At 33.6% G+C, this 21459-nt stretch carries 34 protein-coding genes; 31 read left to right on the top strand and 3 right to left on the bottom strand.

Annotated elements, in window-relative coordinates:
• Positions 1-261 precede the first annotated feature (261 nt).
• Positions 262-588 carry a nucleoside triphosphate pyrophosphohydrolase family protein gene (locus tag AB8U03_RS00325; protein WP_369702554.1) on the top strand — a complete coding sequence of 109 codons (327 nt, stop codon included), beginning with the start codon at positions 262-264 and terminating at the stop codon, positions 586-588.
• A gap of 433 nt (positions 589-1021) precedes the next feature.
• Here AB8U03_RS00325 and AB8U03_RS00320 read toward each other — a convergent pair whose 3' ends face one another.
• From AB8U03_RS00320 to AB8U03_RS00310, 3 genes are all read right to left on the bottom strand, one after another.
• Positions 1022-2254, bottom strand: a complete 1233-nt coding sequence (locus AB8U03_RS00320) for an MrcB family domain-containing protein (protein ID WP_369702553.1) — start codon at positions 2252-2254, stop codon at positions 1022-1024.
• 124 nt (positions 2255-2378) lie between these two features.
• Entirely contained in the window at positions 2379-2714 is a 336-nt protein-coding gene (locus AB8U03_RS00315) for a hypothetical protein (protein ID WP_369702552.1), read from the bottom strand.
• Positions 2715-2791: 77 nt separating this feature from the next.
• Positions 2792-3193: a helix-turn-helix domain-containing protein gene (locus AB8U03_RS00310; RefSeq protein ID WP_369702551.1), complete on the bottom strand. Its 402-nt coding sequence runs from the start codon at positions 3191-3193 to the stop codon at positions 2792-2794.
• A 168-nt stretch (positions 3194-3361) separates the two neighbouring features.
• Here AB8U03_RS00310 and AB8U03_RS00305 point away from each other — a divergent pair, with 168 nt between their 5' ends.
• The 30 genes from AB8U03_RS00305 (at position 3362) to AB8U03_RS00160 (ending at position 21418) form a co-directional block, all read left to right on the top strand.
• Positions 3362-3613: a helix-turn-helix transcriptional regulator gene (locus AB8U03_RS00305; RefSeq protein ID WP_369702550.1), complete on the top strand. Its 252-nt coding sequence runs from the start codon at positions 3362-3364 to the stop codon at positions 3611-3613.
• 40 nt (positions 3614-3653) lie between these two features.
• Positions 3654-4100 carry a helix-turn-helix domain-containing protein gene (locus AB8U03_RS00300; protein ID WP_369702549.1) on the top strand — a complete coding sequence of 149 codons (447 nt, stop codon included), beginning with the start codon at positions 3654-3656 and terminating at the stop codon, positions 4098-4100.
• An 8-nt stretch (positions 4101-4108) separates the two neighbouring features.
• Complete coding sequence (locus AB8U03_RS00295; protein ID WP_369702548.1) at positions 4109-4315, top strand: hypothetical protein; 207 nt, start codon at positions 4109-4111, stop codon at positions 4313-4315.
• Positions 4308-5072 carry an ORF6C domain-containing protein gene (locus AB8U03_RS00290; protein WP_369702547.1) on the top strand — a complete coding sequence of 255 codons (765 nt, stop codon included), beginning with the start codon at positions 4308-4310 and terminating at the stop codon, positions 5070-5072. The genes AB8U03_RS00295 and AB8U03_RS00290 overlap by 8 nt, the downstream gene beginning before the upstream one ends.
• Entirely contained in the window at positions 5073-5231 is a 159-nt protein-coding gene (locus AB8U03_RS00285; RefSeq protein WP_369702546.1) for a hypothetical protein, read from the top strand.
• Entirely contained in the window at positions 5228-5431 is a 204-nt protein-coding gene (locus tag AB8U03_RS00280) for a hypothetical protein (protein WP_369702545.1), read from the top strand. Before AB8U03_RS00285 ends, AB8U03_RS00280 begins: the two co-directional genes overlap by 4 nt.
• A gap of 12 nt (positions 5432-5443) precedes the next feature.
• Complete coding sequence (locus AB8U03_RS00275; RefSeq protein ID WP_369702544.1) at positions 5444-5839, top strand: hypothetical protein; 396 nt, start codon at positions 5444-5446, stop codon at positions 5837-5839.
• Entirely contained in the window at positions 5839-6051 is a 213-nt protein-coding gene (locus tag AB8U03_RS00270; RefSeq protein WP_369702543.1) for a hypothetical protein, read from the top strand. Before AB8U03_RS00275 ends, AB8U03_RS00270 begins: the two co-directional genes overlap by 1 nt.
• Positions 6052-6066: 15 nt before the next feature.
• Positions 6067-6492 (top strand): hypothetical protein, encoded by a 426-nt coding sequence (locus AB8U03_RS00265; RefSeq protein WP_369702542.1) that lies wholly within the window; start codon positions 6067-6069, stop codon positions 6490-6492.
• A 1-nt stretch (position 6493) separates the two neighbouring features.
• Complete coding sequence (locus AB8U03_RS00260; RefSeq protein ID WP_369702541.1) at positions 6494-6625, top strand: aspartyl-phosphate phosphatase Spo0E family protein; 132 nt, start codon at positions 6494-6496, stop codon at positions 6623-6625.
• Positions 6622-6873, top strand: coding sequence for a hypothetical protein (locus AB8U03_RS00255; protein WP_369702540.1), 252 nt, complete (start codon positions 6622-6624; stop codon positions 6871-6873). Before AB8U03_RS00260 ends, AB8U03_RS00255 begins: the two co-directional genes overlap by 4 nt.
• On the top strand, positions 6874-7104 hold the full coding sequence (locus tag AB8U03_RS00250) for a hypothetical protein (protein WP_369702539.1): 231 nt from the start codon (positions 6874-6876) through the stop codon (positions 7102-7104). It begins immediately after the preceding gene.
• 58 nt (positions 7105-7162) lie between these two features.
• Positions 7163-7327 (top strand): hypothetical protein, encoded by a 165-nt coding sequence (locus AB8U03_RS00245; RefSeq protein WP_369702538.1) that lies wholly within the window; start codon positions 7163-7165, stop codon positions 7325-7327.
• Positions 7324-8982, top strand: a complete 1659-nt coding sequence (locus AB8U03_RS00240) for an AAA family ATPase (protein ID WP_369702537.1) — start codon at positions 7324-7326, stop codon at positions 8980-8982. The genes AB8U03_RS00245 and AB8U03_RS00240 overlap by 4 nt, the downstream gene beginning before the upstream one ends.
• A complete protein-coding gene (locus AB8U03_RS00235) occupies positions 8975-9907 on the top strand; it encodes a hypothetical protein (protein ID WP_369702536.1) in 933 nt (310 codons plus the stop codon). Before AB8U03_RS00240 ends, AB8U03_RS00235 begins: the two co-directional genes overlap by 8 nt.
• Positions 9907-10707, top strand: coding sequence for a PD-(D/E)XK nuclease-like domain-containing protein (locus AB8U03_RS00230; RefSeq protein ID WP_369702535.1), 801 nt, complete (start codon positions 9907-9909; stop codon positions 10705-10707). The genes AB8U03_RS00235 and AB8U03_RS00230 overlap by 1 nt, the downstream gene beginning before the upstream one ends.
• Positions 10708-10739: 32 nt before the next feature.
• The gene (locus AB8U03_RS00225) at positions 10740-11621 is read left to right on the top strand and encodes a DUF4373 domain-containing protein (RefSeq protein ID WP_369702534.1); all 882 of its coding nucleotides are present in this window, start codon (positions 10740-10742) and stop codon (positions 11619-11621) included.
• 142 nt (positions 11622-11763) lie between these two features.
• On the top strand, positions 11764-12069 hold the full coding sequence (locus AB8U03_RS00220) for a hypothetical protein (protein ID WP_369702533.1): 306 nt from the start codon (positions 11764-11766) through the stop codon (positions 12067-12069).
• Entirely contained in the window at positions 12066-12488 is a 423-nt protein-coding gene (locus AB8U03_RS00215; RefSeq protein WP_369702532.1) for a RusA family crossover junction endodeoxyribonuclease, read from the top strand. The genes AB8U03_RS00220 and AB8U03_RS00215 overlap by 4 nt, the downstream gene beginning before the upstream one ends.
• A gap of 3 nt (positions 12489-12491) precedes the next feature.
• Complete coding sequence (locus AB8U03_RS00210) at positions 12492-12890, top strand: replication terminator protein (protein WP_369702531.1); 399 nt, start codon at positions 12492-12494, stop codon at positions 12888-12890.
• Positions 12891-12920: 30 nt separating this feature from the next.
• Complete coding sequence (locus AB8U03_RS00205; RefSeq protein ID WP_369702530.1) at positions 12921-13640, top strand: hypothetical protein; 720 nt, start codon at positions 12921-12923, stop codon at positions 13638-13640.
• 63 nt (positions 13641-13703) lie between these two features.
• Positions 13704-13859, top strand: a complete 156-nt coding sequence (locus AB8U03_RS00200; RefSeq protein WP_369702529.1) for a hypothetical protein — start codon at positions 13704-13706, stop codon at positions 13857-13859.
• A gap of 134 nt (positions 13860-13993) precedes the next feature.
• A complete protein-coding gene (locus AB8U03_RS00195) occupies positions 13994-14806 on the top strand; it encodes an alpha/beta fold hydrolase (RefSeq protein WP_369702528.1) in 813 nt (270 codons plus the stop codon).
• Positions 14807-15041: 235 nt separating this feature from the next.
• Entirely contained in the window at positions 15042-15284 is a 243-nt protein-coding gene (locus AB8U03_RS00190) for a hypothetical protein (RefSeq protein ID WP_369702527.1), read from the top strand.
• Positions 15281-15703 carry an ASCH domain-containing protein gene (locus AB8U03_RS00185; protein ID WP_369702526.1) on the top strand — a complete coding sequence of 141 codons (423 nt, stop codon included), beginning with the start codon at positions 15281-15283 and terminating at the stop codon, positions 15701-15703. Before AB8U03_RS00190 ends, AB8U03_RS00185 begins: the two co-directional genes overlap by 4 nt.
• A gap of 120 nt (positions 15704-15823) precedes the next feature.
• Positions 15824-16363 carry a transcriptional regulator gene (locus AB8U03_RS00180; RefSeq protein WP_407064930.1) on the top strand — a complete coding sequence of 180 codons (540 nt, stop codon included), beginning with the start codon at positions 15824-15826 and terminating at the stop codon, positions 16361-16363.
• 222 nt (positions 16364-16585) lie between these two features.
• Complete coding sequence (locus tag AB8U03_RS00175; RefSeq protein ID WP_369702524.1) at positions 16586-17725, top strand: AAA family ATPase; 1140 nt, start codon at positions 16586-16588, stop codon at positions 17723-17725.
• Positions 17718-19940, top strand: coding sequence for a S8 family peptidase (locus tag AB8U03_RS00170; protein WP_369702523.1), 2223 nt, complete (start codon positions 17718-17720; stop codon positions 19938-19940). Before AB8U03_RS00175 ends, AB8U03_RS00170 begins: the two co-directional genes overlap by 8 nt.
• A 675-nt stretch (positions 19941-20615) precedes the next feature.
• The gene (locus tag AB8U03_RS00165) at positions 20616-20759 is read left to right on the top strand and encodes a hypothetical protein (RefSeq protein ID WP_369702522.1); all 144 of its coding nucleotides are present in this window, start codon (positions 20616-20618) and stop codon (positions 20757-20759) included.
• A gap of 269 nt (positions 20760-21028) precedes the next feature.
• Positions 21029-21418 (top strand): hypothetical protein, encoded by a 390-nt coding sequence (locus AB8U03_RS00160; RefSeq protein WP_369702521.1) that lies wholly within the window; start codon positions 21029-21031, stop codon positions 21416-21418.
• The last annotated feature ends 41 nt before the right edge of the window (positions 21419-21459 follow it).

Here is a 21459-nt window from a genome sequence, read left to right as displayed (position 1 = left end):
ATACATGTTTGTGTGTCAAAAAACAATCAAATGTATTATGTAATTAATGTAATTTAATACACAATAGTAAATTATTATTCATTAGTTAAGTTTCCAGAGAGTAGTCAAATTTAACCGACCATTTCATCTGCATTTTCAACTTTAAAGATAAATTAACAACAGGATTTTTTATAAATATGGCAGACAGTTGTCAGGTTAAACAAGTTATAATGGCAATAAATTTAAAAATGAATGAATTTTACTAGAAAGAGGTGGGATAATATGAAAAATATGAATTTTAGTGAAGCAATTGAACGTTCCATTCAAATAAGAAGATTATACCATAATTTGGAACGACAGTGTTATAAAAAAGAATGGACAGTAGAGGAGGATGTGTTAGCTTTTCTAACGGATGCTGGATTGGTTGGTCGTCTGACAATGTCTTATCAGGGGCGTTGGCCAATAAATGGGGAAACTAAATCTGAACTGGAACATAAGCTTGGTGAATGCATTTGGTGGGTGATTATTTTGGCTGAACGCATGAATATTGATATCAATGAAGCATTGGGGAAATTTTTATCCAAAACTGAAAAACACTTAGATGATTAAGGAAACAGAATGCCGGTGCTATTTTTTCATGAAGGGTCATTCGTAGTTATTGTAGTAGTAGCTTTGGTAGAAAGATTTGTAACTTTACAGATAAAAGACTCAGCAGGGTTATTTTATGGATAAATGAAAGGCAAATTTAAAAAGTGTTGTAAACTTTATAAATGTTGAGATGTTAGTCTGTGCCAAATCTGAGGCAGAGTTAGTTTTGAATATTTTTATTCTGGGACTCAATTATAAAAACTAAACATTTATTAGAGCGCATCGTATTATTTAAAAGAATTTTATGGTGCCACAGCTCAACAAAGCCAGACACAACAAACATCACAAAGCAATAACCAGACTGCTACCGTTTACATAACTAATACAGGTAAAAAGTACCATTCTGCAGGTTGTAAATGTTTAAGAAAAAGTCAATATGATATTGTTATTTTAGTCATTCAGTAGTATTAGCACTATTGATTAATATTCCATTTACAATATATTGTATAGATTTTAATTTTAACATCTTTGATATGTCTCCGTGTAATATGAATAGTTTCCCAGTAGAATTTTGTTTATTAAAATCAAATATTCTATACAGGTAATAACTAGAACTATTTAATTCCGAAAACCTAACTTCATTTGATGATATTATAAAAGGCGTTGACTTATCTTTGGTAGTAGTTTTTACTTCAATAAATTTTTTGGTGCCATCAATTTCGAAGGATAAAATGTCATAACCGGCTCCGTCACCATTTTCTTTTGCAACATGTTTTATTTGTTCTGATAAATCTTCTCTTCCATTAACAATTAATTTTTCTTTTTCATATTTTATAACCATTAATTCTCCAGCAAAGCCAAGTTTTTTTTGATTTTTAGCTTTTGATAGAAAATCTATTTTTCTAGTTCTAAATTCAAGATTATTATCATCTTTAGAAGAAAAGTCTAGTGGAGGATGATCTTCAATCAATACAAATGATCTTTCAAAATTTTCAATTGTATCGTCAATATCATTTAAATCTTCTTCGGAATTTTTATTATTAAGTAATCCTAAATCGTAGTTAACAATAAGAGAATTATTTGTTTTTTCTATAGAATTATCTTTAAGGTGACCTTTTAATTCTCTATAGACTCCCAGAAGATTCCTTAAATCATTTATAAGTTCTGAGTCGTTAGGAATTTTCCTTGATTCGTAGAACTTGCCACAAATATGTCCTAGTTCATATCCTTCTGCTAGATCAGAATTTTTACTAATTCCTTTTAAATTAATTGGTTCAAAAGAAAAATCTGATAATGTAGATGATAATATATTTTTCCAAGCATTTGATATTAATTTGATTTTTTTTCTTCCATCTTTTACTCCATACTTATTTTTAAAATAAGTCCACCCCTGATTTAAAGATATGTAAACACCACTCATATCTGCGCAAAACAAATATACTATATCATAACCCTTAGTTGCTGTTGTTGTAATATCTTTATCAAATACTGCGATCCAAGGTATATCAGCCCATCTTCCTTGCCCAGCTGAGCCTTTAAGCTTATATTTAGAAGTATCAATATTTGATTTAATACGAATATTGTCTAGTGCATCTTTATTTATGTAATTAGCTATTATATTTCCTTTAATATTCTCATTTTTTGCTTTGAGATAATTTTCAAGTATGTAATTAAGTGTATATTGCATATATAATCCCTACCTTTTAATAAAATATAATATGAAATGATTAGGCAATCATCTAATATAAGCATATAATTACAAAATTTTCTCCAGCAGGTAAAAATAAAACTCAAATAAAAATTTGAGTAAATTATCTAGTATTGTAGAACATATTTGCCACTTCATCAGCAGAACGTTCTATGTATGTATACTGCATGTCTAATCCTATAATGTAGGCAAGTTTTGGCATATCATCAGCTATATGTTTTATTTCGTGTATGAAAACTTTGCATTGAGTTTCATAATTTACAGAACCGTTAAGTAGAAGATGATAATTCCCACGTCTGCTTAAATAAACAAAACCCAGAATACATGCTGGAATGTTAAAAAGTATAGTGGTTTTAATATCGAAGGCATTCATAACTTCGTAGAAAGGAATATCCTCATTTAAAAGCGCCTTTAACAAAGGCTTATCCAATATGTCCATAGCATCATCCCCCATAATAATACAATTTAATGTTTTAAAATTTTATTGGATAGTTCTTTTATAAATAAAACATATAATTATCCGTCATTTCTATCTTCTTCATCCTCAATTGCTTTTATAATCCTGATTATTTTTTTTATGTCATTAGGATCCATATTCCTAGTTTGTTTGAATAGTAGTTTTAAATCTTCTCTATCTTTTAATGAATCCCAAAATTGAGCTAATTCGGGATCATCATTTAGTGATTCTGATATTTTATCAGCAGAATCGGTTGCATTTTTAATATTAGTATTACCCAATAAATAATCTACAGAAACATTAAAAAATTTAGCTAACTGGTTTAATGTATCAATATCTGGTTTCCTTTCGTTTAGCTCATATTTTGAGATGGCAGTATTTTGCATATTAAGTTTTTGGGCTAATTCTTTTTGAGTTAACCCTTTTTCTAATCTAAGTTCTTTTAATCTTGAGGAAAACATATTCAATGCTCCTTTCTTTAATTATATTATATATGCCCAGTACGGGAAATCAATAATTTAATATAAAACTCCCCTAAATGGATAATTTTATATTGACATTCCCAAATTGGGGATATATAATATATTTAACAGGTAGACAAAATGGGGAATAAGGAGGTGCAGAAATTTATGTATGATAATTTAAAAAGGCTTAGGACTAATAAAAAAGTTACATTATTGCAGATGTCTAAGCTATTAGGGTATAATTCCCCAAATGCATACTCAAGGAAAGAAAAAGGCGAAAGAAAGTTCACATTAGATGAAGCTAAGAAAATATCAACTTTTTTTAATTTGCCTATAGAAGAAATTTTTTTTAATCCTAAAGTCCCCAATAAGGGGAATAAAAATGAAATCTATTTTAATCAAAAACAGGTAGTGTAATCTCATAAATTAATTCTACCAGCAAAAGGAAGTGATTTGAATGGACAAAGAGTGCAGAAATATTTATCAAATAGCACGCGAGAGTGCAGGCTTGACCCAAGAAAAAGCATCCGAACTCATGGACATATGCGTTGAAAGCTTAAGGGCTTATGAAGGAGGAAGAAGGATACCGCCGGATCGCATAGTTATTAAGATGATAGAGATTTACAACACACAGTATCTTGCATATCAGCATCTAAAGACAAGTGCTGAAGTAGGACAAAAGTATTTACCTGATATTGAGATTAAAGATTTATCAACTGCTATTTTGAATTTGCAGACGCAAGTAGGGGACTATGTCAATTGTGAAAAGCTACTTGTGAGAATTGCCTCTGATGGGAGAATAAGTGACGACGAAGCTTGTGACTTTAAAAAAATATGTAAAGAACTTGATGATGTGCTTAAAGCAATTATGACTTTTAAATTTTCAAAGCAAAAATCTGAATGAGGGAGGGAGTGGGAAAATTGACAGGTGTAAAAGGCGGAGTAACTAATTGGCCACAGACCATGGAGGGTATGAAAGAAATCCAGAGACGATTTACTATAGCACTTGCGAGAATAATTTGGGAAACAAAGACTCCGCATCAAGTTGACCTTATTATAGACGGGTTGGAAAAGCATAAATGGAATGAGCCGATTTTAAGGAGGGATGAAGTTGAGTAACTTAATAAAAATTCAGAACAAAGATTTAATGGTTAAAGAATTTAAGGGGCAAAGAGTTATAACTTTTAAGGACATTGATACATTGCACCAAAGGCTAGAAGGAACTGCAAACAAAAGATTCTTAGATAACCAGGGACATTTTCAAAAAAATACAGATTATTTTGAACTTGCTGGTGAGGAGTTAAGAGATATTAAACAACTTCCGAATTTCGGAATTGGTTTAAATGCAAGCAAGATAACACTTATAACTGAATCCGGATACTTGATGTTAGTAAAATCTTTTACTGATGATCTAGCATGGAAAGTCCAAAGAGAATTGGTAAATGTTTATTTTAGAGTTAAAGAGCAAAAACAGCTTTCACCAATGGATCAGTTAAGGCTCCAGTATCAAGTTATAGAACAGCATGAGGAAAAATTAAATCAGCTTGATAATAAAGTTGAGAATCTAGCTTTAACCATGAACATAAGTGACGGCCAGGCTAAGACAATCCAAAAATTAGTTAATAAAAGAGTAAAAACTCTATGCTGTGGAAATGAAAGTAATGCATATATGGATTCATCAATAAGAAAAAGAGTGTACAGCTACATTTGGAGAACCTTAAAGGATTATTTGAATGTTACAGTTTATCACAATATTTTAAGGAAAGATTATAGCACAGCATTAAAATACATTGATACTATTGCACTTCAAGGAGCTTTATTTAGAGAAGTTCATGAATCTAACGATCAAATGACTTTTAGTAGGGAGGTTGTATAAGTGGACTTAAGCAAGCTTTCTAATAATGATTTAAAGAATGCTATTTGGATTTATAACAATGGTATGGTTCCGATTGGTGGATTAGATGTAGAACAATATCGTATGGAGCTTATTTACAGAGGCGAAGATGGCAAAGGATATGGAGAGGAGGAAGAATGAATTACCTAGATAAAAAAGGCAATGAAATATTTGTAAGTACTGGATTGGGTAGTGAATATGGAACTTTTAGAAAAAGCAAAAATAACGGGCTGCACAGGGTAAAATCTCCAGCAATGCCTATGGTTGAATCCCAAAAGGTAGCACAGAAAAATCTGGACTTATGGGCTAAAAAGAATGGCCTAAAATCAATTAAAGATTAGGAGGAAGAAATAATGACTGAATACACATTAGCACAGATGATTGACAAGCTGGGGAGAAACAAAAATTTAAAATTTCAGTTTGTTGGAGAGGGGCCTTTCAGAACAAATCGCGGTGATATTATTCACGCCAATAGTGTTGGTAGAATTGTAAATGAAGCAAATGAATCTGCACTATCAGATTTTTCACTGAACAGCAAATTTAGGTTGGTAAATGAACCAGTAGACAAAATGACAGCTTTTAAGGCCTTTTCGGAAGGCAAGTCAATTTATTGTCTGCTTAGGGGGAGCAGGTATGATTACAAACCAGATCTAGTTAGTCAATTTGTGGAGTTAAGAACTCAAGCAGATGAACCAATTTCAGTTCAAGAAATTCTATATGGCAAGTGGTTCATAGAGGAGGAAAATTAATGTTTATTCCAGAGAGTGTAAAAGGATTCAATAAGCTGGATGCCGCAGACAAAGAACTTTTCAAAAGGTTCTGTACAAGATTTTACAAGGCATGGGAGTACCCGGAGGATCACGCACCTATAAAAATATCGAGGATGGATGAAAAGTACCTAAAAGTAACTTTAAATGACGGTGACTGGTTACACATTATGAAAAATGGGGACTGGTATTAAAGGGGAGGGAGAAAGTTGATATTTGAAAACATGGTTGCACTTTTAATAGCTGCAGAGAAAGAATGCCCACAAGAAGTAGCTTTTAAATACTTGGATAGATATCTGGAAGATGGTCCTGATTTTAAGCAAGTTCCTAAATTTAGATGGACACCGCAGGATATAGAAGATGTTATGAGGCTAAGGCAGGAAGGCATCAGTGATGAGGAGATAGGTAGTTATTATGGAGTGAAAGCAGATACTATAGTCCATATATTTTATAGAGGAATAGCCAGATCAATGGGAATAAAGCATAAGAAACGTGCTCCAAAGAGTGAGATACAGGAAATGTTGAAATTAAAGGAGCAAGGATGGAAGTCAAGAGAGCTGGCAGAAAAATTCAATACAAACATACACACCGTGTACAGCAGGATTTATAAGGCAAAGAAAAGGGTAGGAGCTTAATATGGAGCAATTAAAAGAAAAGCTGAACAGATATGTTGCTTTATATGGTCCACTGGACAAAAGAACTTTAGAAGTTAGTCGGGAAGTTGACAAGCTGATAGTAGAGAAAATGAGGGAGGGTAAGGACAAATGAATGGATATTTACAATGCTTGATAGACCAGTATGAAAGTAAAACAAGAAAAGCTATAGGAGGAGCTGAGAGAAGTATATACAGAGACATCTTGAATGATTTACTAAAATTTCAAAGATATGCTGAAGGTTTTGAAGAGTCTCAAGAACCAACTATTGATGATATTCCAAAGAAGTATATAGTAACTGGATTTAAGGGTGATATGTCTGGGTTTATAGAGTATCTTAAAAATTTAAGAAGGGGTGAGTAAATGGAATCCATTAGAAAGAAAGCAGATACAGTGGTACAGCTTGTTCAGGATGGGAAGTTGGATACTAAGGAAGCCATAGAACTGGTTAGAAACTGCAAGATGGACAACGAGGGTCAGCTTTATAATCCGAATACCGGGGAAGTTATTTGTGACATTGAACTTGCTACAGATGAACAGGTAAGAATTTTATTACAAACAAAAAAGAACCCTCTGCAAAGGGTCCAAAAGTAAAAATTCGTTACTCTCATTTTATCATGAATGAGAGAAAAATCAAATAGGGAGGTAAGCCATGAAACCAGGAAGCAAAGTAAAGATAAAAAGTAACGGCATAGTAGCAAAGGTAATGCAAGTAGGAAGGTATGGGCTTTTACAGTTGAGTTCTGATGAATTTAGCTTCTTTGATAGAACCATATTCAGTCCGTGTGAAGTTGATGAGATAGGAGGAACATTATGAGTAGAATTAAAAAGATTGAAATAAATAGTTATGTTGGGCTTAAAGAATTCGGGCTTGATGCAGGAAAGGTAAATATTTTTAGAGGTCCTAAAGGTTCGGGAAAGAGCAGTGTTATTGAAGCGCTGGAAACAGCATTTACAAATTCAAAGAGACGTACGGAAGTTATAAGACATGGTGATGATGAAGCTACTCTCTATGTTGAATTGGATAATGGGCTTGAGATAAACCGTAAGATTAGGAACGGAAAAGCAGACTATTTAAAAGTACGTAAAGGTGATGAAGGGGTTCCTTCCACAGAAAGATTTTTAAGGAAGCTGATAAATGGAGACATATTCAGACCTATAGACTGGGTGAATCTTTCTCCTAAAGAGCAGACAAAAAGCATTTTGAACATGCTTCAAATTGATTGGTCGCAGGAAGATATTCAAAAATGGTTTGGAGAGATACCTTCAAACATTGAATACAATCAGCATATACTTATGGTTTTAAAGGCTATAGAGACTAAATATTTCAAGGACAGGGAGGAAGTCAACAGGGTTATCAAGGAGTTAAAAACTCAAATTCAGGTAATTAAAAAGGAGCTTCCAGCTGATTATGATGGCGAAGAATGGAGAAATAAAAAGGTCCAGGAGTATTACAACAAAGTTTCAGAGGCACAGAAAATCAATCAATATATAGAACAGGCAAAGGCACTTCAAGAAGGTTTTCAAAATAAGGTTGCAGCTATAAAGGCCAATGCTGAAAGTGATAAATCAAGAGTTCAGATGAAATATAAAGACCAGAGACAGGATATCAAGGACATTATAGACCTTGCAGAAAATAAAAGATTTCAAGCAGAGTGCAGGCTTAAAAATTTAGATGATGAAGTTAAAAAGAACTGTTCAGATATTGACAAAAATACAGAGATTGAACTAAAAGAGGCTGTTCAGAAAATAAAACAAAGGGCAGAAGAATTAAAGCTAAATGAGAAAAAGAAGGCTGAGACGCTTAAGGAAGAAAAGAAAGAACTAATTAATATTCAAAACAACAAGATTACACAGAAAAATGAGGAACTTAATTCACTTGACAGTTTGGAAAAACAAGAGTTAAAAGCAGTTGATGAAAAGGTAAGTACTGAAATTGATAAAGAGAAAATAAGGGTTGGTAAAGCTGGAGAATATATTGAGAACCATGAACCAGTAGATATTGAACCATTACAGCAAAAGGCTGATGAAGTAGCAGAAATGCAATCCTACTTGAGACAGTGGGATATGCTCCTTGATATTAGAGATAATAAGCTTTCTGATAAAGAAAGATATGCAGCTATTTTAACTACAAGAATTGAAAAATCGAGAACACTTCCACAGGACTTGCTTAAGACTGCAAAGATGCCTATCAATGGCATATCCGTTGATGAAAAAGGACTAATTCGTATAAATGGAACTTTGATAGATGGACTTTCAGACGGAGAAAAATTGGAACTTGCTTTTAAAATAGCAAAAGCCCAGGCAGGGGATTTGAAGGTTATATGCCTTGATAGATTTGAGAGCCTTAAATCAGACCAGAAAACAATCCTTGAAGCTGCTATGAATGATAGTTATCAATATTTTATAACAGAGCATACAGATAGCGAAGAAATGGAAATTGAGAAATTGGGAGGGGTAGTAAATGAATAATGCAGTAGCAAATATTTATGGAGAACAAACACCTGCAGTAAAATCAACCACAACAGAAATGATGGTAGGTAGGGAAGCACAGGAGGTTCAAATGGCCATGTATGTGGCCAAGAAGTTCCCACGTGATGAAGTGGAATCTTACAACCGTATTATGAGAGCTTGCCAGAGAAAAAGCCTGGCAGAACAATCCATGTATGAATATCCGAGGGGAGGGCAAAAGATCACAGGGCCTTCAATAAGACTTGCCGAGGCACTGGCTCAAAACTGGGGAAATATTGATTTTGGAATTATGGAGCTTGACCAGAAGGATAATGAAAGTTCGGTTATGGCTTATGCATGGGATTTAGAGACTAATACAAGGCAGACAAAAATATTTCAAGTTCCACACACTAGATACTCCAGAAGAAAGGGAAATGAAAAGCTGACTGACCCCAGGGATATCTATGAAATGGTTGCAAACAATGGAGCAAGAAGGCTTAGAGCCTGCATCTTAGGGGTAATACCCGGGGATGTAATAGACAAGGCTATAGAACAGTGCGAATTGACCCTCAAGAGTGGTAATACAGAACCTTTGATTGACAGGGTAAGAAAAATGGTTGGAGCTTTTGAAAAAGAATTCAGTGTTACAAAAGAAATGCTTGAAGGTTATATTCGTTGTTCAAGTGATGCTTTTAGTGAGAATGATTTTATAAGGCTTAGGAAGGTATATAAATCCTTAAAGGACGGTATGTCCAAAAGAGAAGATTATTTTGAAATTAAATCTCCTAAACAGGAGACTGAAAAACATAGAACCAAGCTTGATGATAAGCTCAAAGGCAAGACTGATTCCAAGAAAGAAGAATCTAAAAATGAAGATGCGTCTGAGATAAATCAAAAAGATATGTTTGAAGGAACGCCATTTGAAATGAAAGATGGTGAGGAGTAATGGAAGCTACACTTTTGAAGCTAACAGATGAAAATTACTTCTCTCCGGAGGCAAACAGACAGTACATGGAGGTAAGCCAATTTAAGGGCTTCCTTCCCCAATACGGGGGCTGTGAGGCTAGGCAGATGGCAATACTCAATGGAACATACCAGCAGGAGGATTCTACACCTCTGTTAGTCGGTTCTTATGTACACAGCCATTTTGAAGGGACACTGGACAGATTCAAGCAGGAACATCCAGAGATATTTACAAAGGCAGGAGCTTTAAAATCTCAATACCAGCAGGCCAATGAAATGATAAATTGCTTAGAAACGGATGAATCCTTTAAGCAAGTTTACACAGGAGATAAAGAAAAGATATTTACCTTTGATTTATTCGGGGTTCCATGGAAAATTAAAGTTGATTGCTTAAATTTAAAAGACGGGTATTTTGTGGATTTAAAGACCACTAGAGACTTTCAAAAGGTATGGGATGAAGAATTACACAGAAAGGTAAGTTTTGCCGAAGCATGGGGCTATTTAGTTCAAATAGCAATATATAAAAAAGGAATTGAAATTGTGACAAATATCAAGGATATTGATGGATTTATAGCTGCAGTTACAAAACAGTCTCCACCTGATAAGGCAATATTATATTTTACTCCTGAGGATTATGAGAGAGGCTTTCAGAAAGTGAAAGAAAATATACAGCACGTATTAGATGTTAAGAATGGGAAAGTGGCTCCCCAAAGGTGCGGCCATTGTGCATACTGCAGGGCTATAAAGAAATTGGACAGAGCAATACATTATTCAGAGTTGTAAGGAGCATTGAGCTATGGGAGAAGGTGTATACATTGGCTAGACCTCAAAAAGAAGGATTAGAATATTTTCCTTTAGATGTAGATATGGATCAAGATGATAAAGTTGCACTTATAGAAGCACAGCATGGATTAGTTGGTTTTGGTGTAGTAATTAAATTATTAATGAAGATTTATAAGCACGGTTACTTCTATGAGTGGACTGAAAAACAGCAATTACTATTTTCAAAAAGGGTTAATGTAGACATTAACTCACTTAATGTAATCATTAATGATTGTATTAAGTGGGATTTGTTCGATAAAAAGGTTTTTGAAACATGTAAAGTACTTACTTCAAAGGGTATTCAGAAGCGTTATTTAGAAGCAGTGGGCAGAAGACAAAAGGTAAAAATATACAAAGAATACTTACTTTTGGACAATGAAACCATTAATGTATACAAAAACTTAGTTATTGTTGACATTAACTCTAATAATGAGGTAGTTAATGCAGACATTAATCCCCAAAGTAAAGTAAAGGAAAGTAAAGTAAAGAAAAGTAAAAGAGAGAGTAGAGAAAAAAAAGTTTCCGGTACCGGAAACTCTCATGATGAAAAAGCGCTAGAACTTTGTAAATATTACAAGACCCTAAAACCAGGTGAAAGTATAACAGCTCATATGTCTGCTTTAAAGATATTTATAAATGACTATGGGTATGACTGGTGTAAAGAAGCACTGCAGCTTACTGTTATAAACAAAAATGCTTTTATAAAGGGGTATATGGCTAAGATACTTCAAAACTGGGCCAAGAACGGGAAAAGTGAAGTTAAGAAAAATACTTATGCCAGGAAGGACAGCAAATTTGATTTTAAGGGGCGGCAATACAGCAGCAGTCAAGTGCAAGATTTGGAGAAGAAACTTTTAGGATGGGAGGATGGATAGGCAGAAAGTAGTGGAATTCAACCGAGAACAAGGCAAATTTTAATTTTAAGGGTACAAGTAGTATATTTACTTGCCTAAAAATTAAAAGGAGTTTAAAAGCCATGTATGAGAGATTTAGAGTATTAGTATTTTAGTAAAGTAGGTGAATAAATTGAGTAAAATAGTACTTCAAATTCCATTGACTAAATATCTAAGGGATATTGCAAGGACATATGGTGGAGCTAAGTACATGTACGTGACTAAAACAAAAGGTGGACAGGTATGGATTAGTGCCGAAGCTCCTGGAGATATATCTGGAGAAGATAGTACCAACAGAAATGATATTGATTTTGATGGTTTTTACATGAGACTGCCAAAGGATATACACCAATATTTTGAATTAAAAGCAGGTAGTTTTAAAAGGCTAGATGAAATACTCAAAGAGATAAAAGAGAAGGAGAAAGCATGAATAATCCAGTAGAATTAATAGTTCCAGGAGAACCAATGGGTAAACAAAGACCGAAGTTCAACAGATGGACTAAGTCAGCACATACTCCTGAAAAGACCTTGAACTATGAGACATATGTAAAAGAGCTTTATGTAAATAACAGGCTTCCAATGCTTGAAGGATATATACGTGTTCATATTATAGCGTTTTATAAAATACCGAAAAGCACCAGTAATAAAAAAAGACAGCAGATGCTGAACAATGAGCTGCTTCCGGATAAAAAACCAGACTTGGACAACGTGGCAAAGATCATATGTGATGCGCTTAATACCATAGCTTACTTGGATGACAAGCAGATTGTGAGTCTAACAGTTAATAAATTTTACAGTGAACAGCCTCAGGTGGTTGTGAAGCTGAATCAAATAAACAAGGAGGAATGATTTATGGCTAAAAATTTAAACTTAGAAAAGTTAGCAGGGGGAGCCTTTACAGAAAGGGTTAACCAAGCTATTCAAGAGGTGATGGAAAATATAGCAGACCCTAATACACCATGGAAAACTAAAAGGAAAGTCACTGTAACTATGATATTTGAGGCAAGCAAAGATAGGGATATAACTAGTGTGGATATAGTATCTAAGCCGACATTGGCTCCAAAGGAAGGAGTTCGCACAAACATAATAATAGACAAACAGCTTGATGGTGAAATAGTTGCAGCAGAATACAAAAAACAAATACCGGGGCAGCAAGCCATTAAAGTAGATCAGGAAACTGGAGAAGTTATTAATACCAAGAGCAAGAAAGAAGAAAATACAGATACAGACGGCCTAAAGATAGTTAAATAATAAAATAAAAATATATGGAGGAATGTAAAAATGGGTAATTATACAGAAAAAGAAGCATTGCAATATTTAGTGGGTTTAGGTGAAATTAAGGTTCTTGATATTGATGGCAAGAAATTTACAACTAACCAGGTATATAAAGTAAAGGAGCCGACACCTGCAGCAATAACAGTTACCACACTTACAGCTTTGGTGGATTACATTAAATCGGGAATAGATAGCAAATATAGTGGACAAAATTTGATACATGTTGTTAGTCCTGAAAGAGTGGAATTTTATTCTGAATTGAGAGAAGATAAGGACCGAGAAAATTATATGTCAGTTAAATCGTTACTACCAGACAATATTTATTTTAATAGATTCATAGATCCAGAAGAGTTTAATATCATGCTGCAGAGCAGTTTTATAGATAACAAAGACAGAGCACTTTTGTTAAAAGTAGTTGGAAACATAAAGGATTCAGCTGTAAAACAGGTTGGTGATGATGGAGTAAGCCAGGCAGCTACCATAAAAACTGGTGTCGCAAGTGTAAATAATGTGGTTGTACCTAACCCGGTAATTCTTGCACCATACAGAACATTTCCTGAGATTGAACAGCCAGAAAGTAAGTTTATATTCAGAATGCAAAGTGGACCAGCAGCAGCCTTATTTGAAGCAGATGGAGGGGCTTGGAGAAATGAGGCCATGGGTAGGATAAAGAAATACTTAGAGGAACAATTAAAGGATATGGAAGGAATAAAGATAATCTCATAATTAAATTTTGGGGACATGGTTACATTAGCCGTGCCCTCAGATGAAATTTAAGAAGGTGAAAATATGATAATAACCGAGTTCTACAGGCAGAGAATTGCAAAGATAGAAAAGAAAATCAGGGCTGCGGAGCTGGAGAGAGACTTTAAGAAGGTGGTCGCGTTAATGAAAGAAAAGTCTGATATGGAGGAAAGGGCCAGGCGAGATAAAGTTAATTTATAAATAACTAAATAAAATTAATTGTTCTTTGAAAATTGAATAGTACGGTACTTTAATTTAAATTAATTTAGATATTCACAAGATTATATTTGGGGAATAGTATGTAGGGGTAAATATTATAAATCGGAGGAGTCTTAGTGGGTTATTATGTCATGGTGGAACCATGGGTAAAAATTTATGTGGAGGATCTTAATCCCAAAGGGGATAAAACCATATTATTTATACATGGTTGGCCAGGAAACCATAAGCTTTTTGAATATCAATTTAATGAACTTCCAAAGATGGGGTTTAGATGTATTGGGATAGATACAAGAGGGTTTGGCGAATCAGATAAGCCTTGGAATGGATACAACTTTGATAGATTATCAGATGATGTGAGATGTGTAATTGAGGCACTAAAATTACATGATATTACACTGGCAGGACATTCAAATGGAGGGGCAATGGCAGTTAGATACATGGCCCGTCATAAAGGCTATGGAGTTTCAAAACTTGCTCTTTTTGCTGCAGTGGCACCTAGTCTTATCAAACGTCCTAATTTTCCTTATGGTTTAGACAAAGAAACTGTTTTACAACTTATTCAAGGAACATATAATGATCGCCCTGAAATGCTTCGGGGTTTTGGAGATATGTTTTTTTACCAGCATACAACTCAGGCATTTTCAGAATGGTTCTTTCAACTAGGACTACAGGCGTCAGGATGGGCTACTGCTGCGGTTGCAAATGCGTGGATAAATGAAGTGTTTTTTTCAGATTTAGAAAAAATAAATGTTCCGACTTTAATCCTTCATGGAATTCATGATAAAATCGTCCCATTTGAATTAGGTGAAATACAAAAACAAAGTATTGCAAATTCAAAACTCATACCTTTTAAATTTAGTGGACATGGTTTATTTTATGATGAGAAAGATAAATTCAATGAAGAATTGATGAAATTTATTGAGAGATAGAGTTTAAAGCTTCTATGAAAAATATTGTGATTAATAGATTTTAATTAAGTACCGTATTATTCAAATGAATTTTACGGTGCTTTTATATTAAAAAAAGACCAGGGAGACTTCTCTCTGGAAAAATAATATAGAAACTGAACGTAGGTATTTATAGTATGTGCAGATTTCAAACTGTTATACTAAAATTTAAATAGTTTACAAAGAAAAAATCCAGGGGTGAAAATCCCTGGCTAGAGTGAAAAACAGTGATGATTACAGAGTACCTATAATATATGCCAAATTGAAATTATTATACAAGGGGATGGTGGTAATGGGTGGATTTAGGGGAGCGAAGATAATGGCACTGCCATATTGGAGCTTTAAGGAGAAGATAAGAATCGTAAAGAAACATGAGAAATATTACCATATTGAGGATTTCGGAAGAGATGGGTTGACCGGAATTCTATACATGGAGAGAAAGAGAGATGTATCAGTATGAAAGTATTGACTATCAGGCAGCCATGGGCTTCACTTATAGCCCTGGGAGAGAAACATATAGAAACTAGATCATGGAGGACAAATTATCGGGGACCATTGTTAATACATGCAGGTAAGAATATAGATAAACAGGCTTTGAAAAATCCAATAATTAGAGAATCACTTAAAAGTATAAATATAAATGAAATGCCAATAGGGATGATTATTGCTAAATGTAATTTAGTAGATTGCACTAAAGTTAAATCATCAAAGAGTGACGTTATATATACTGATGTTCCTAGAGTTATAGTAGAAGGTAAAGAGTTGATTTTTGGGGATTATTCACCAGGCAGATATGCATGGATCTTAGATAATATTGAATCTTTAAGAAAGCCAGTGCCGGCCAAAGGACAGCTGAGTTTGTGGGAATACAAGGAGTGATGCCATGGAAGCATTAATGCATTTTGTGATTATGTATCTTCTATGCATGGGCATATTTGTTGGAGTAATGGCAACGGTAGTGATGGTGATTAGGCATAAGTAATAAATAAGTAGGAGGGAATGCCAGTGGACAAGGAGACATTTAAAAAGACAGAGGGAAAACTATATGGCTATTTCAGGGATCTTAAAGAAATGGAACTGTTGGAGATTGACTGCAGGGAGCTTCAGGACCAAGAGGAAAGTATCCAGTGGGATATAAAACATTGCAATGTTTATGTTAGTCCAGATAGCCATATGAGCCCCAGCTTTAGTGAGAGAGTACAGACAAGTCCTACAGGCGAAAGCGTGGCAGAAAAGGGCATTGTGAGAGAAATTGAGAAGCTTGAGGATGAACTGGAATATGTAAGTGGAAAACTCCGTAGGAACAGGGCCAGGATAAGACAGCTGAAAAGGAATATAGCTCCATTAAAAAAAGTGCTGACAGTCCCTCCACTATCGAAAGAAATGATGGATTTTGTTATTTACAAATATAAAATAAATAAGAGCATAAACTGGATAGCCAATGAAATGTACGGTGGTGTTAGAAGTACAGCTTATAGAAGGCGTGGGGAGATACTGGAGGACATTGTGAAGTGGGAGAGTTTATATAATGATAATTGAGAAAGGATTCGTAATATGCGAGTTCTTTTTATTTTTGTAAAAATTAGTGGATATATAAAAATTATAGATTACATATTAGAGCTGGGTGCATTAAACATGATTATAATCAAAATAAGTTGTCCGAAAATGTCCGAATTATATTGACAAAAACAAACCTTAAAACTATAATATACATGTAAATGTCCGAATATGTACGAATATTAAAAGCAGGAGTGTGTAACTATGAAATCAGGGCTAATAGAAAATTTGATTGCAGCTCATTGTAGCGGAGATGAAAGTAAATTCATTGAAGCATTAAACAAGTTAGTAAATGATGAAGAAAAAAAGGGCAATATGCCTACGGCATTAAGATTGAAGAGAGCTTATGAAAATAAGAAAAAATCTGAAAGCACCGTAATGAAGTTTAGCCCAAGTATGACTACCTTTTCATCCCAAATGAATATACCAAGAGATAAAGACAATTTATTAGAACTGTATGAAATTGTTCAATCGGAAACATCATTTGGAGATGTGATATTACCAGATAATCAGAAGAAAATTTTAGAGCAGATTATTTTAGAACAAAAAAATTCAGAAAAATTATTAAAGCATAACATGTCACCCATTAATAGAGTTTTGTTATGTGGTCCACCGGGATGTGGAAAGACTATGACAGCTTATGCATTGGGTCATGAATTAAATTTACCTATTGCGTATGTTCGATTAGATGGGCTGGTATCATCATATTTAGGGCAAACCAGTACAAATTTACGTAAAGTATTTGATTCAGTAAAAAATCAAAGAATTGTATTATTCTTAGATGAATTTGATGCTATTGCTAAAAAGAGAGATGATAGTAATGAACTAGGTGAGTTAAAGCGAGTAGTAACTACATTACTACAAAACTTTGATAATATGCCTACAAATGTATTTTTAATAGCGGCAACAAATCATGAGCATCTTTTAGATTCAGCAATTTGGAGGCGATTTAATGTAGTAATTACATTAGAGTTGCCCAATGAAGAACAACGTCGGATTTTGATAGAAAGGGGAATTAGCAAATATAATATTGAGTCAAAGATAGATTATAAAGCAATAGCAAAGGTTTCAGAAGGCATTAATGGATCACAATTAGAAGAGCTAGCAACAGCAGCAGCCAAGAAATACTTGATTGACAAGAAACTGAAAACAGAAGACGTAATGTCTATGTTAATTCAACAATTAACTAAATTTTCGGATAGCAGTAATGAATCCATGAAAGTTATTTGTGATATGCTGGATAGAGGAGTATCATTGCGTGCTGCTGCAAAAGCTATGGGAATATCACATAATACTTTGGATTATCAAGTAAAGAAATATAGGGGTGAATTAGATAATGAGTGATGAACCAAAATTACATTTATGGATACCTCAAGAAGAAGTAAATAAGGTACCAAAAACACCGACATCTAGAAATAAAGACTATGGTTTAGAGCCAGCGGTACATGGAAATAAATTATCTCAAGGGCTGAGAAAAATACTCGAAACATTTCAAAGATTAAAATCTAATGATTCTCTTTGTGATGAGGATATTATAGCTTTTAAAGTTGAATTGCAAGATGGGGAAGATTTTTCTAATAGGAGAAAATTAATAGAAGATGAAGGTCTTAAAATAAATGCTGTTAAGGATAGTCATCATGCAATTGTATCAACTAAAAGAGATATCTTTAATAGGTTGCAAACACGCATTATAAGGTATAGAGATTATGGAACTGTAAAAGATTTTCAATATATTAATGAATTTGAACCATTTAGATCAGTTGATAAACAGTCGGCTTCTTTAGTACGTTATTTTCATGAAAATAAAAATCAAATTTCAGTTGATGTTCAGATGATGCTTTTACCACATTTAGATGAAGAAGTAAAAAATAGGGCTAAAAAGAAATTGTCAGAGAGAATTATAAGTAAAAATGGAAGCTTGCAAGGTGATCCATTTGAACTTACTGATGGAACTACAATAATTAGGGCAATGGTTCCAATGAATAGTTTTAATGAAATAGCAGATGACCAAGCTATATACAGAATAGAACAGACTGTGTTTTTTAGTCAATATGCTTCAAGTAAATCTCTTCCGTTTGAAAAAAAATTAGAAATAGATCCAAATATAAAAATTGAGGATTTACCAAATGTTGTTATATTAGATGACGGCGTTGACTTACCAAATGGATTATCATCAATAGTACCAGTGCATTGGAGAGCGGCTGGATGTCAACGACCTTCATTTTTTGGAAGCCATGGTACTCCAGTGGCGAGTAGGGCGGCATTTGAAAACCTTGGATTTCATATATCTGATTCATATCTTACGCCTAGAGCAAAAATTATTGATGCTAACATTATTGATGAAGGGGAAACTGCTTCAAATATTGTAATTCAAAGAATACGGGAAGCTGTAGAAACCTTTGCTCCAGTGGCTAAAATTTTTAATTTTTCATATAATGCAAAGCGACCAATTGATGGAGATGAAATAAGTTTCTTAGGATGTGAATTAGACTTACTTACTAAGAAATATGAGGTTAGATTTGTTGTATCAGCAGGAAATCATAAACTAGTATTTACTGAAAATGATTTACAGGATATTTTGGATGATGATGACAGTAGAATTGCAGAACCTGCTGATGCAATGTTAGCAATAGCCGTAGGTGCTGCAGTTGGTTATGCTCATGATGGAAGTGTAAGTGGGAAAAATGATATTGCTCCATATTCTAGACGAGGGCCAGGATTTTGTGGATTTTATAAGCCGGATTTGGTAGCATATGGAGCTACTCAATTAAAAAATGGTATGACACCGAGCGATCCGTATGCTTTATGTTTGTCACATATTGGATATTGCACATTGTCAGGAACAAGTTTTACAGCGCCAACAGTTGCTGGTGATTTAGCCCAAATTTTGATGACAGTTCCAAACGAAGATATAGGCCTAGCTCAAGCTCTTTTATATAATGGAGTTACTTCGCTGTTTGAAAAGAATGGAATTTCACAAGAAGAAGTAAATTATGCTGGAAACATATATGGGAGAGGATTGTCTACACCGAGAAATAGTATGTATTCGTCTGAAAACAGAGTATCATTTTTGCATATTGGAACACTGAATCGGTTAACAAAAAATAGGGTTAAATTTCATATACCAACGGTTTTAGCTGATGCAAAGATTAAAAGAGGTGAGGCCAAAGCAAGAGTAACTGTAACTTGTATTGTTCAGCCACCTATAGATAGAACTAAAGGTAGTGAGTATTCAGGGGCATATATTCGAACTTCAATTCATAGATTAAATTCAAATGGCAAAAATGTTACAGATAATCCACGTGTAGCAGACAACCGAAATAAATGGGATTCATGCTATCATTTCTCTAATACATTTTCAAGTTTTAGTGCAGGTAGCTGGGAAATATGGTTGGAACTTTTTACACGCTGGGGAGTAGCAGATGATGATGAAATACCATATTCTTTGGTTATTACTGTGGAAGATTTGATTCAAGCTGGAAATTTATATACAGAAATTGTTAGAGAAACAGCAGGACGGTTTACACCAGTACAACCAGTACGTGTTACAGTACGATAATAAAAAATATCAATTACGTTGATAGCTTAGTTTCATTTATCGTGAATTAAATTACTATAATTTAATTTTAAAATAAAAAAAGTTCCTCTTTTTACTCCTATAGTCTAGTCTGACAAAGTATGAATAGGTGTATATTAAAAATTAAAATGTCTATATGTTAGTAATTAAGAGGAATTTAAAATTATTGAAATATACTTGCCAAAAATCAAGAAACATAGAATTTTTAGTGAGACAAAAATGAGACATATTTGGGACAAAAATAGGACAAAGTTGGAACATATTTGGGACAAATATCATATAAAAGTATTATATACTGTATATAGTCGATTAAGGCTAAGATGATATAGTATAGATTTAAGCATTGTTGAATTTGCAGACATGCCTATTTCCTGTGAAGGCACCTGACATAATGTTGGGTGTCTTTTGGCATGGGTTAAATTTATAAAAATTTTTAAGAAAACTTTAAGGATTAAAATATAAAATAATAATTACTGACACTTCTTAAATAATAATAGTATTAATTACATTAGTGCCTGTGGTTGCAGGGCACGATAAACTTAAGTGCAACCGCCAATAGATTCTTAATTAAATTGTTATCCCCTTGAAATTATATTGCAGAGTAGGCATCCTAAATGGCAGGGTGCTTATTTTGCGTGGAGAAAAGAGATGAGAGTTATGGAAAAAGAAAAGCCTAAGAAGAAAAAATTAAATAAGAATGAATCCAGGAGGGGCGAACACCTCTCCTTTTATGATATAGAAAAATTGATGGCTCATGACTGCTACAGGAGAGTCAAGGGTGCTATTAAGAGGGCGAGGTGAGAAGTATGCAGTGTAATTCATCAATACATGAATGCCCATAAGATTGTTTGAGTTGTGGGAAGATACCAGAAGATAGAAAGGATTGCAAGAAAGAGTTTATAAAACATTGTGAGAAATGCCCCAATAGAAAGCTAAGGAAGGTACATACCTGCAGGTGTAAAAATACTATTTGTAAGTATGGATTTAAAAGTTAAGTCAAATAATGACGAACGAAAATTGAAGGATATTGACTCTTTTTATAGAAGCGTTATGAAAAAGGAGATGATATCATGGATAAAAAAAATAATTATTCAAAAGAAGAAATAAATATGCTAAGTAAATATAGTATTGGAAAACTTAAAAAACTAGATGCAGCATTAAAGAAACTTAAAAATTACGCTTGTAGAGGTGAAATTAATGTAATTGATGATAATAATAAACCTATTGTTCAAACTCATTATGAATATTTTATAATGAGTCTGACATCTGAATTATTATTTATAAAACATAATGATGGCTTAAATAATATAGGCAGTCTTGATTATACTATGGTTGATAATAATAAAATAACTGATTATGAAATTAATAAGACTTCAATTATTATTAATGGAAAACTAGATGAGAATTATAGAATTCAAATAGTGGCTGTATTTAAAAATCCACTTGAGAACCCTTCGTAATCTCCAAAACAAAACGAATAGGCAGGTGGTGACAATGTAGA

Origin of the sequence: Clostridium moutaii (assembly GCF_041205085.1) — a bacterium.
In the GTDB taxonomy this organism is placed as follows: Bacteria; Bacillota; Clostridia; order Clostridiales; family Clostridiaceae; genus Clostridium_B; species Clostridium_B moutaii.
This window is presented reverse-complemented; position numbering and strand designations above follow the sequence as displayed.